At 65.0% G+C, this 10022-nt stretch carries 11 protein-coding genes; 5 read left to right on the top strand and 6 right to left on the bottom strand.

Annotated elements, in window-relative coordinates:
• The coding region (locus tag GXY33_18230) for a hypothetical protein (protein NLX07080.1) at window positions 1-200 on the bottom strand (200 nt) is incomplete at its 3' end.
• A gap of 358 nt (window positions 201-558) precedes the next feature.
• Window positions 559-1518: a tRNA (adenosine(37)-N6)-dimethylallyltransferase MiaA gene (gene miaA, locus GXY33_18225; protein NLX07079.1), complete on the bottom strand. Its 960-nt coding sequence runs from the start codon at window positions 1516-1518 to the stop codon at window positions 559-561.
• Window positions 1519-1604: 86 nt separating this feature from the next.
• Between miaA and GXY33_18220 the strand changes: the two genes are divergently transcribed.
• The 3 genes from GXY33_18220 to lon all read left to right on the top strand — a co-directional run bounded on the left by GXY33_18220 (window position 1605) and on the right by lon (window position 4949).
• A complete protein-coding gene (locus GXY33_18220; GenBank protein NLX07078.1) occupies window positions 1605-1898 on the top strand; it encodes a hypothetical protein in 294 nt (97 codons plus the stop codon).
• Between the two features lie 74 nt (window positions 1899-1972).
• Entirely contained in the window at window positions 1973-2383 is a 411-nt protein-coding gene (locus GXY33_18215) for an Hsp20/alpha crystallin family protein (protein ID NLX07077.1), read from the top strand.
• Between the two features lie 70 nt (window positions 2384-2453).
• A complete protein-coding gene (gene lon, locus GXY33_18210; protein NLX07076.1) occupies window positions 2454-4949 on the top strand; it encodes an endopeptidase La in 2496 nt (831 codons plus the stop codon).
• Window positions 4950-4961: 12 nt separating this feature from the next.
• On the opposite strand, the gene GXY33_18205 is transcribed toward lon, so the two are convergent.
• From GXY33_18205 to GXY33_18190, 4 genes are all read right to left on the bottom strand, one after another.
• A complete protein-coding gene (locus GXY33_18205; protein ID NLX07075.1) occupies window positions 4962-5873 on the bottom strand; it encodes a phosphate/phosphite/phosphonate ABC transporter substrate-binding protein in 912 nt (303 codons plus the stop codon).
• Window positions 5874-5949: 76 nt separating this feature from the next.
• The gene (locus GXY33_18200) at window positions 5950-6864 is read right to left on the bottom strand and encodes a lysophospholipid acyltransferase family protein (GenBank protein NLX07074.1); all 915 of its coding nucleotides are present in this window, start codon (window positions 6862-6864) and stop codon (window positions 5950-5952) included.
• A 34-nt stretch (window positions 6865-6898) separates the two neighbouring features.
• The gene (dapF, locus tag GXY33_18195; protein NLX07073.1) at window positions 6899-7813 is read right to left on the bottom strand and encodes a diaminopimelate epimerase; all 915 of its coding nucleotides are present in this window, start codon (window positions 7811-7813) and stop codon (window positions 6899-6901) included.
• 87 nt (window positions 7814-7900) lie between these two features.
• Window positions 7901-8392 (bottom strand): FHA domain-containing protein, encoded by a 492-nt coding sequence (locus GXY33_18190; GenBank protein NLX07072.1) that lies wholly within the window; start codon window positions 8390-8392, stop codon window positions 7901-7903.
• A gap of 256 nt (window positions 8393-8648) precedes the next feature.
• Here GXY33_18190 and GXY33_18185 point away from each other — a divergent pair, with 256 nt between their 5' ends.
• Entirely contained in the window at window positions 8649-9128 is a 480-nt protein-coding gene (locus tag GXY33_18185) for a hypothetical protein (protein ID NLX07071.1), read from the top strand.
• A 27-nt stretch (window positions 9129-9155) separates the two neighbouring features.
• Window positions 9156-10022 (top strand): bifunctional 5,10-methylenetetrahydrofolate dehydrogenase/5,10-methenyltetrahydrofolate cyclohydrolase, encoded by an 867-nt coding sequence (locus tag GXY33_18180; GenBank protein ID NLX07070.1) that lies wholly within the window; start codon window positions 9156-9158, stop codon window positions 10020-10022.

The following is a 10022-nucleotide window of genomic DNA, read 5'->3' as shown; positions in this document are numbered from 1 at the left end:
TCGCCCCGCGACAGACACTGGTTGTCGGTCAGGACCGGCTGTGCCCGGAGCATCTGCGTGAAGCCAACGGCCCCGAACGTGATCTGGCCGCCCTCGGGCCAGTTCAGTGCGATCTTCCACCGGTAGTATGGGCGATCCAGGTAAACCTTCTGATCGGCGATACGCTCGCGCTCGATGACGTGAATCGAGACCGGATGCATCGACGTTTGAAATCCCGAATGGCCCCAGTCGATATTGATGTGCGGATCGGTGACGCCGTGGAAGACGAGGTCAGCCGGCGCGACGCGACGGCCAGGAACTTCTGAAACTCGCCGCCCAGATCCCGATCCGGACGGACGTGAAGGTGTTTGGCCTGGAGGACGCCAACGAAGCGCTGCGGCAGCTCAAGGGCAGCGAGTTCAAAGGCTCAGCGGTATTGAAAATCGCGCAGGCGGCTGAGGCGTAGGGTGCGTCGTTTCGACGCACCAGAATACTCCCGTTCTTTCCGCGTGGTCCGCGTGCTCCGTGCGATCCGAAAGGGAAGTCGCATCGACGAAAGAAGCCCGCGTTCCCCAACGGTTACGGCTCTTTCAGAAAAACCTCGATGCGGCGTTTGATCGGGTCGAGCCGGCTCAGCGGCTCCTGGTCGTCGGCGACGCTGAACCATTCGATGTGCGGCATGCGGCGGAACCAGGTCCGCTGGGACTTGGCGAAGCGGCGGGTGTTGATCTTGATCTTCTCGACCGCGGTTTCCAGATCACAGCGGCCGGCCAGGTGCGCGAAGAGCTCGGCATAGCCGAGGGCCTGACGGGCCTGTTCGGAAAGCGGCGGCTCGCGGCGAAAGAGCCGCTCGGCTTCGTCGAGAAAACCCTGTGCCATCATCTGGCGGACGCGGGCGTTGATCCGGCGGTTGAGGCGCTCGCGATCGTGCGACAGTCCCACAAAGAGCATGCGGTAGTCGTCGCGGAGTTGGCCGAACTGCTGTTGGAGGGACGAGATGGGCCGGCCGGTCAGCTCGTGGACCTCAAGGGCCCGCAGGATGCGCTTCAGGTCGTTACGGTGGATGCGGTCGGCAGCCTGCGGATCGGCGTGGCGAAGGCGGTCGTGAAGAACCTCCAAGCCGAGTGCGTCCGCCTCCTCCCGCAAACGCTGGCGGATCGCCGGGTCGGAGGCTGGGCCCTCGAAGAGCCCTTCGGTGAAGGTCCGCAGGTAGAGAATGGTGCCGCCGTCGGCGACGGTGAGGCGGCCGCGGCGGTGGACGTCGGCGACGGCGCGGTCGGCCAGTTCGACGAACCGGGCGGCGGAAAACGATTCGGAGGGATCGACCACGTCGATCAGGTGGTGCGGCGCCGCGCGACGTTCGGTGGGCGACGGCTTGGCGGTGCCGATGTCCATCTCGCGGTAGACCTTCATGGAATCGACCGAGAGGATCTCCGCCCCGAAATCGAGGGCAAGCCGGTGGGCCAGACCGCTCTTGCCGGAGGCGGTGCAGCCGGTGAGAATGACGATGACGGGCCGGTCGGCGGCGGGTTGCGGCATGGTGGACGCTCGGTTGTAATCCTCAAAGACCCATGATATAGTTACGTTACGCCTATCATAGTGGCTATTGGAAAGGAGTCAAAGTCATGATCCGGATGGCGATGACGGTTCTGGTGGTGGGGCTGTTGGCGTTGCAGGGAGGATGCTTCGACGCCCAGGTGAACGTTCCCGACGTGTACGTGGGCGGCAACCGTTCCGCGGTCAAGGGGACGACGGCGCCGAAGACCGCCACGCACGCGGAGTGCCGGCAAGAGTTGGAAAGCGCCTATCAGGAGATCCGGCGGCTGAGGGATCGGCTGGACGACCGCGAGGAGAAGATCGACAAGCTGGAAGACGACAAGAAGAAGCTGGAGAAACGCCTCGACCGGTACGAGGACTGAGGCGAAGATCGCCGACTATTGGTTTGGGGGAGGGGGAGCGGTTTGGACGGGAACCAGAGTGAAGGAGGTTCGCTATGATCCGGCTGCATCCGGGAGGGATGAACTCGGACGACGTGGTGGTCCGGGTCAATCAGATCATGGACCAGATGCTGCAGAAGTCGTTTTTCAAGTTTCGCCCGTGCGAGCGATGGCAGCCGGCGATCAACTTCTACGAGACGGATGAGGCGTATTACATCTGCCTCGACCTGTCGGGCGTCGAGACCAAGCAGATCGAGCTGCACGTGGACGGCGAGGTGCTGCGGATCAGCGGGCACCGGGCGGCGCCGACGCCGGAAGGGGTGCGGCAGGCCCGCATCCACGTGATGGAGATTGACCACGGCCCGTTCTACCGGTCGATCCAGATCCCCTCGAACGTGGAGCGCGACGGAATCAAGGCCCGGCAGCAGAACGGGCTGGTGTGGGTGACGATGCCGAAGAAGGGGTAAGAGCGTCCGGAGAGGGACGAACCGGGCAGGCTTTCGGGAGGATCCGATGTCCAAGAAGAAGGACGAGTCGATGGAGCGGGACGGGGAGGTTTTCGAGAACGAGTCGGCGGAAGGGCTCGGGGCGCGCCGGGTGACGCCGGGCAACGACGACGGGGCGGAGATTCTGACCACGGTGACCACGCAGGGCCCGTCGGAACAGCAGGTGGCGGTGCCGAGCGTGATCCCGATCATTCCGGTGCGGAACACGGTGGCGTTTCCCGGCACGGTGATGCCGCTGAACGTGGCGAGGGAGCATTCGAAGCTGGCGGTGGAGGCGGCGCTGTCGGAGAACAAACTGATCGGAATCCTGGCCCAGCGGGAAGGCGACGTGGACAAGCCGCGCCCGGATCAGTTGTTTCAGTGGGGGGTGGTGGGGTTCATCCTGAAGCTGCTGCGGATGCCCAACGGCGACCAGACGACGGTGGTGCACGGGCTGCTGCGGTTCAAGGTGGTCGAATTCACGCAAACCGAGCCCTACCTGGCGGCGCGGATCGAGGTGCACGCGGATACTCGGGTCTCCGAGGACGACACGGAGGTCCGGGCGCTGGTGCACAACATGCGGAACATGGCCGACCGGGTGATCGAGTTGAGCCAGAACGTGCCGGACGAGGTGCGGGTGATCCTGAGCAATATCGCTTCGCCCGGAGCGCTGGCGGATTTCCTGGCGGCGAACTTGAACGTGGATACCGGTCAGAAGCAGGGGATTCTCGAGACGCTGGAGGTCAAGAAGCGGCTTCAGAAAGTCAGCGGCCTGCTGGCCGGCCAACTCGACGTGCTGGAGCTATCGAGCCGCATTCAGGACCAGGTCCAGGAGTCGATCAACAAGGCCCAGCGGCAGTACTTCCTGCGGGAACAGCTTGAGGCGATCCAGAAGGAACTGGGCGAAGGCGATCAGCGGAGCGGCGACCTGGAGGACCTGCGCAAGCGGGTGGCTGAGGCGAAGATGCCGGAGGCGGTCGAGAAGGAGGCGATGCGGGAGGTGGACCGGATGTCAAAGATTCCGATCGCCTCGCCGGAGTACTCGGTGGCCCGCGACTACGTCGAGTGGCTCTGCGTGCTGCCGTGGGCCAAGCAGACCGAGGACAACCTGGACATCAAGCGGGCCCGCAAGATCCTCGACGCCGACCATTACGACCTGGAGAAGGTCAAGAAGCGCATCCTGGAGTTTTTGGCGGTGCGCAAGCTCAAGCCGGACGGGCGCGGGCCGATCCTGTGCTTTGTGGGTCCGCCGGGCGTCGGCAAGACGTCGCTGGGACACAGCATCGCGCGGGCGCTGGGGCGGAAGTTCTCGCGGATTTCGCTGGGCGGGATTCGCGACGAGGCGGAGATTCGCGGCCACCGCCGGACGTACATCGGCGCGATCCCCGGCCGGATCATCCAGGAGGTCCGCAAGACCGGGACCCGCAATCCGGTATTCATGCTCGATGAAGTGGACAAGATCGGCCAGGACTTTCGCGGCGATCCGGCTTCGGCGCTGCTGGAGGTGCTGGATCCCGAGCAGAACAGCACGTTCGTCGATCACTACCTGGACGTGCCGTTCGACCTTTCGCGGGTCATGTTCATCGCGACGGCCAACTACATGGCCCCGGTGCCGCCGCCGCTGCGCGACCGGATGGAGGTGATCGAGCTGCCGGGCTACACGCAGGAGGACAAGCTCAACATCGCGCGAAAGTACCTGGTGCCCAAGCGGCTTTCCGAGACGGGGCTGAGCCCGGACAACGTGACGTTCACGGATGCGGCGCTCAACCGGATCATCGACGCGTACACTCGCGAAGCCGGCGTACGGAACCTGGAGCGCGAGATCGGGTCGATCTGCGGGGCGATCGCCGCCCAGATCGCCGAGGGCAAGCGCCGCAAGTTCACCGTTACCGACCGCACGGTCTCGCGCTACCTGGGGCCGGTGCGGTTCGAGCAGGAGACGGCGGTGCGGACGCAGGTGCCGGGCGTGGCGACCGGCCTGGCGTACACGCCGTTCGGCGGCGAGATCATCTTCATCGAGGCCACCTCGATGCCGGGCAAGGGCAACCTCACGCTGACCGGCCAGATCGGCGACGTGATGCGGGAAAGCGCCCAGGCGGCGTACTCGCTGATCCGCTCGCGGGCGGACAAGCTGAACCTCAAGACGAACGACCTGGGCAACAAGGATTTCCACATCCACGTGCCGGCCGGCGCGGTGCCCAAGGACGGGCCGTCGGCGGGTGTGGCGATGTTCACCTCGCTGGTGTCGCTGGAGACGGGCGTCCCGGTGCGGGCGGACGTGGCGATGACCGGCGAGATCACGCTGCGCGGGCTGGTGCTGCCGATCGGCGGGGTCAAGGAGAAGGTGCTGGCGGCCAAGCGGGCGGGCATCAAGCACGTGATTCTGCCCCAGCGGAACAAGAAGGACATCGCTGAGGTGCCCAAGAAAATGCAGCAGGGCCTGGAGTTCAGCTTCGTCGGCAACGTCGACACGCTGCTGCAGATCGCGCTGCAAAAGCCGCCGGCCAGGACAACGGCGAAGAAGAAGATCGCCAGGAAACGCGGTTAAGGTGGTCTGCGGTCACAGGGGCAGCAGCGACGGTCTGGGCGGGATGTTGCGGATCCGGTCGATCCGGCGGCAGGTCTCTTCCATCGCGTCGGACCCGATCGGTTCAAAACCGGTGGCGCCGAGCGGGCCGAGCACGCTGGGCATTTCGGTGACCTTCTGCGTGAGCACCTCGACGACGGCCGCCTTCTGCTCGGCGGTGAGGGTTTCGGTGGCGGCCCAGACGAGTTCGGGCATCGGTTGGGTTTCGGCGATGATCCGCAGATCGTCCTTGAGCAGGCGCGAGAGGTCAAGGCTGCGGTCCTTGGTGGTCTCCCACCAGGTCCGCGTGACCACGCCCGCGTCGGAGAAGCCCATCAGGAGCTTCTGGACGACGGCGAGGCTGTCGCGGGAGTCGAAGGTGGACTTGACCAGCGAGATGGGCAGCTTCTCGTCCCGCAGCAGTTCCAGGACGCTATAGAACATGTACGGCGAGCCGTAGGGGCCGAAGGCAATGCGTTTGCCTTCCAGGTCGGCGACGGACTGAATGGGGCTGTCCTTGTGCACGACGATCAGGGCGGTTTCGCCGGTTTCGCCGCGCACGTTCCGCTTGATCGCCAGCGGGTCGAGCGCCACTTCGCGGGCCACTTCGCAGTAGTCGACCGGGTTCAGGTAGACCAGGTGGTAGTAGTCGGTGACCTTCTGCGAGGTCAGGTGGATGCGGATGGACTTGGCGTCCCAGTCGGCCATGACGTCCACCGGCCGGTCGAGGGACTCGCTGAGCTGGCGGGCCAGCGGCGAGAAACGGAGCATCACGTCGAGCAGGTTGGTGTCCACGGTGGTCAGGCGGATGTTGTTTTTGCCGAGCGGATTGAGCCGCGGCGACAGCGCGCAGCCGGAAGTCCAGAGCAGCGAAACGATCAGCGGCAATGCCAGACGTGGGTTCATCTGCCTACTCCTGTTTCCGGGTCCAATCCGGCCGCCTGCTACTATACCGCCCCGGGGTAATGCGGTCAACGCCGGCTCAGACGGGGCTGCGCAGGACCTTGGTCCAGCTTCGATCGAGCCAGTTCCACCACATGGCGGGGTGTTCGTGCAGAAAGTCGTCGACGCGCTGGGCCCACCGGCGGGCGGCGGTCTCAGCGGTCTGCCGGACCTTTCCGCCGCGCGGCAGTTCGATCGGCTCGTCGAAGCGAATGCGATAGACGCCGCCGTCCCAGTGCCACCAGGCTGGGACGATCGGCGCTCCGGTGCGCAGGGCCATTACCTGAACGCCGGTGGGAAAGTGCACGGTTCGGCCGAAGAGGCTCACCGGCACGCCGTCGTCGGGTTTGCGGAGCGTATCGGGCGTGATGAACAGCACCCGTCCTTCGCGCAGGACGTCGACGGCGACCTGGAGCTTCTGGGCCCGCGTGGCCCCTTCGGGCGGGTAGACGAGGTGCCCGTCGCCGGCCTGGCCGATGGCTTCGTTGATCCGCATCTTGCGAGGATCTTTGTTGCGGCGAAGGTAGATGCTGCACGGGATGCGCGGCGTGAGGACCGGCGGGATAACCGGATAGCCGCAGATGTGCGGAGCGATCAGCAGGACGCCGCGGCCGAGGGCGTAGGCCTGCTGAAGACGGGTGAAGCTCTCGTCGAAGGCAAAGCGTTCGAGGCATCCGCTGCGAGCAAAGCCCGCGCGGAACACGTGGGCGAGCATGATCATCTGGTCGAGTACCCGCTCGAAGTGCTGATCGACCAGGCCGGGGCGGTGGACGCCCGCCTGCCTCATGTTGCGGGCCAGTCGGACCCGCAACGGCAACGCGGTGCGGGTCAGCCCGCGTCCCAGCCATCGCAGGGCCTCGACCGGTGCGGGCGTATCCGCCCGCTGCGACCATTCCATCGCCACGCGAAGCCCGCCGACCGTCAGTGTTTTGCGAAACTGGCGCAGCAGTTCCATCGCTTACGTCACTCCCGCGTCTTCGGGTCCGGGATCAGACCGGACCCAACCATGTACCCTCAAACACGATCGTCGCCGGACCGAGCATGTAGACGTGGTCGTCACGGCGGTTCCAGAGCAGCCTCAGTTCGCCGCCGGGCAGTTCGGCGACCACCGCGCCGTCAAGCCGGCCCTCGAGCCCGCCCGCCACCGCGACCGCGCAGGCCCCGGTTCCGCAGGCCATGGTCCGGCCGCTGCCGCGCTCCCAGGTGAGCACCTTGACGCGATCGCGGCCCAGCGCCTTGGCGAAGTGGACGTTGATCCGCTCGGGAAAGCGCTCGTGATTCTCGATATAGGGCCCGATCCTCTCGAGGTCCACGTCATCGAGACGGTCGGTGAAGATGACCGCGTGCGGGTTGCCCATCGAGACGCAGGTCATCCGGACCTGCCCGTCCGGCAAATCGAAGGGGTGGGCGACCACCATCTCAGCGGAGAAGGTGGTGGGGATTCGGGCGGCTTCGAGGATCGGGCGGCCCATGTCCACGCCGACCTGATCGACCCGGTTGCCTTCGACCACGTGGAGGGCGACAGTGAGGATGCCGGCCCTGGTTTCGATGGGGGCGGATCGCCACTGTCCGCCGGCCAAAGCCCAGCCGGCGGCGGCTGCGGCCAGACCTTCGGGCAGTTCGCCCAAAACGCGGTCCAGGAGCCCGTGCTCATAGGCGTAGCGGGCGGCGCAGCGGAGGCCGTTGCCGCACATCTGGGCCTCGGACCCGTCGGCGTTGAAGATGCGCATCCGCACCGCGGAGCGCTGGCCCGGGCAGATCAGGATCAGGCCGTCGCTGCCGACGCCGAACTGGCGCGGCGAGACCTGTCGGGCCAGTTCCGGCCAGTCGGCTTCGATCTTCTGGGCGAACAGGTCCACGTAGACGTAGTCGTTGCCCAACCCGTGCATCTTATAGAAGTCAATTGTCATTGTGCTTAACTCCGTGGAAGCTCCCCGATTCCCCGGGTGTCGCGTCCGCACGTCCCGGCCCATGCAGGGTTGCCCGGCCGTCTATTCCTCGTCTTCGTCTTCAGCGTCGAGGAAGAAGGATTCGCTGAGGATCTGGTCGGCTTCATCCTCGGAAGTCGTACCGGCGGTGGTCGCCGTAAAGGGCGTGGCCGGTTCGACCGGTTCGCGCGATTTGGGTTTGGGCGGTTGAGGGGCCGGTTTGGCCTTTCGCAGCCTGCTCTCGTCAATCTGTTCCGGCTGGCCATCAATTTGGACCATCATGGCCAAGGCGTTGGCCAAGCGGACCACGTCGCCGGGGTTCAAGTCGCGCTGGATGACCTTCTGATCGTTGACGAAGGTGCCGTTGGAACTGCCGAGATCCTTGACGGAAACGCGATCGCCTTCGACGACGAACTGGCAGTGCTGGCGGGAGATTTCGTCCAGCGGGACCCGCAGGTTACAGTCGGTCTGGCGGCCGACGGTGGTTACCTCGGCGTTCAGGGCGATGACCTTCCGGCTGCCCGCTGGGGAAAGGGCTATCAGGTTGACATCCATCGCGACATCCTCACTGCGCGGCGGTCGGCCGCTAAACCGGTCAATCAGATTCATGCTACTGGTCGGGCCAACCCCAGTCAAGCGATAATCCAGCTCCTGCAACCGGTTGCGACGGGTGGGGCGGATGGCATCAGGCGATGAAAGTATTATTAATTGTCAGCCTTCTTTATACTTGCAGTTGTTCCGGGTTTCACCGACAATGAGTGCGCTGCAAGCAACGAATCAGGTCAATCGGCTGGGAATTCAGGAGAATGGCATGTCGGTCGAGTGTGGAATGGGGAACGGGCGGAAGATCCGGTTCATCATTGCAATTATCATTTTCATTGGGATTGCGCTCTGGTACGGGTATGACGGGTGGCTCAACGAGGAATTCCGTGCAGAGCACTCAAGTACGGACGTGTTGCTCAATCAGGTCATCGCCGTCGTCAGCGCCGTTGCGCTGGTGGTGGCTGCAGTCCGGCTCGTGATGGCCAGCGGGTCGCGGGTGGTGGCGGACGATTCGGGGATCGACGTGTACGGCAAGTACAAGATCGCGTGGTCGGACATGGTTCGGGTCGACGACAGCAAGTGGGAAAAGGGGCTGGTGCGGGTGTACTATCAGCGGGACGGTCAGGAGCGGGAGTATCTGGTGGACAGCTACATGCTCGACTGCTACGACGACCTGCTGGACGAGATCAGCCATCGTCGGCCGGACCTGCTGCCGCCGGCGGAGGTCGAGGAGCAGCAGAACGACTGAGAGGCGCGCGGCAATCGGAGGACCAGGATGGCGGAGATTCTCAAGGGCAAACCCATCGCGGACGGGATATCGGAGCAGATCCAGCAGAGGCTGGCGGAATTGCAGACCAAGGGAGTGCAGCGGGTTTCGATCGCGGCCGTTCAGGTCGGCGAGGATCCCGCTACCGAGGTCTACGTCCGCAATCAGAAGAAACAGGCTGAGAAGCACGGGATCGATCATCAGCATCATCACCTGCCGCCGGAGACGACGCAGGAACAGCTCATCGCGTTCATTGGGAAACTCAACACCGACCCGTCGGTGACGGGCATCATTCTGCAGACTCCGCTGCCGAAGCACCTGAACACGTGGGCGGCCCAGTGTTCGATCGCGTTTCGCAAGGACATCGAGGGGGTTCACCCGGAGAATCTGGGGCTGTTGGTGTACAACCGGGAGCGTCTGGCCCCGTGCACGGCGCTGGCGGCGGTGCGGATGATTCAGTCGATCGGGGTCAACACGGTGGGGGCGGAGACGGTGATCGTGGGTCGCAGCGCGATCGTGGGCAAGCCGGCGGCGCTGCTGCTGTTGGAGCGGAAGCTGTCGGCGACGGTGACGGTGTGCCACACCGGCACGAGCAAAGCGGGCAAGCTGGCTGAGCACGTGGGGCGGGCGGACATTCTGATCGCGGCGATGGGTTCGCCGCAGGCGGTCAAGGGCGAATGGATCAAGCGGGGGGCGGTGGTGATCGACGTGGGGGTCAACCAGGTGGGCGATCAGATGGTGGGCGACGTGGAGTTCGAGCCGGCGGCCGAGCGGGCGGCGGTGATCACGCCGGTGCCGGGCGGAGTGGGGACGGTGACGACGCGGCTGCTGCTGTACAACGCGGTCGAAGCGGCGGCGTGGCAGCGGGAGAATTAG

The sequence above is a fragment of the Phycisphaerae bacterium genome, from assembly GCA_012729815.1.
GTDB lineage: Bacteria > Planctomycetota > Phycisphaerae > JAAYCJ01 > JAAYCJ01 > JAAYCJ01.
The sequence above is the reverse complement of the archived record's forward strand: the minus strand, read 5'-3'. Positions and strand labels throughout refer to the sequence as shown.

What these genes read in the sequence shown, in the direction of transcription:
- GXY33_18205 (NLX07075.1), bottom strand. Translation starts at nt 5,873, where the DNA reads ATGAACCCACGTCTGGCATTGCCGCTGATCGTTTCGCTGCTCTGGACT.
- miaA (NLX07079.1), bottom strand. Translation starts at nt 1,518, where the DNA reads ATGCCGCAACCCGCCGCCGACCGGCCCGTCATCGTCATTCTCACCGGC.
- GXY33_18185 (NLX07071.1), top strand. Translation starts at nt 8,649, where the DNA reads ATGTCGGTCGAGTGTGGAATGGGGAACGGGCGGAAGATCCGGTTCATC.
- GXY33_18215 (NLX07077.1), top strand. Translation starts at nt 1,973, where the DNA reads ATGATCCGGCTGCATCCGGGAGGGATGAACTCGGACGACGTGGTGGTC.
- GXY33_18200 (NLX07074.1), bottom strand. Translation starts at nt 6,864, where the DNA reads ATGGAACTGCTGCGCCAGTTTCGCAAAACACTGACGGTCGGCGGGCTT.
- GXY33_18190 (NLX07072.1), bottom strand. Translation starts at nt 8,392, where the DNA reads ATGGATGTCAACCTGATAGCCCTTTCCCCAGCGGGCAGCCGGAAGGTC.
- GXY33_18220 (NLX07078.1), top strand. Translation starts at nt 1,605, where the DNA reads ATGATCCGGATGGCGATGACGGTTCTGGTGGTGGGGCTGTTGGCGTTG.
- GXY33_18180 (NLX07070.1), top strand. Translation starts at nt 9,156, where the DNA reads ATGGCGGAGATTCTCAAGGGCAAACCCATCGCGGACGGGATATCGGAG.
- lon (NLX07076.1), top strand. Translation starts at nt 2,454, where the DNA reads ATGGAGCGGGACGGGGAGGTTTTCGAGAACGAGTCGGCGGAAGGGCTC.